Source organism: Faecalibacterium sp. DFI.5.82 (assembly GCF_029076575.1).
Lineage (GTDB): Bacteria > Bacillota > Clostridia > Oscillospirales > Ruminococcaceae > Faecalibacterium > Faecalibacterium duncaniae.
On record NZ_JARFIS010000888.1, the window covers coordinates 1 to 296 of the forward strand.

The 296-nt window shown below is 43.9% G+C and carries 1 protein-coding gene; it reads left to right on the top strand.

Going from position 1 to position 296, the window contains the following annotated elements; all coding sequences use genetic code 11:
- On the top strand, nucleotides 1-239 hold a 239-nt coding region (locus tag P0G09_RS19365; RefSeq protein ID WP_275253486.1), incomplete at its 5' end, for a helix-turn-helix transcriptional regulator.
- Between the last annotated feature and the right edge of the window lie 57 nt (nucleotides 240-296).

Below are 296 nucleotides of genomic sequence, written 5' to 3' on the forward strand. Positions count from 1 at the left end.
GCCATGTATCTGTAAAACTGATTTCCAATATTGAAAAGGGAAAGATGAATCCATCGTACTTGATTTTGAAGGCATTGGCAAAGGTGCTGCCGCTCTCTCTGGACACTCTGATCAATCCAGATGTTTCTCCAGAAGATGAGGGAGCCAGTCAGATGAAGATGCTTTATTGCAGCTGTCCGTCAGAAATGCGTGAAACCCTCTTGCGCCATACGCAGGAGACCGCGAAAGAACTAAAATAACTATCCGAGAAATTTGAAACGAATTGAGCCGGTGAGTGAAATTTGACTGTTTCCTCA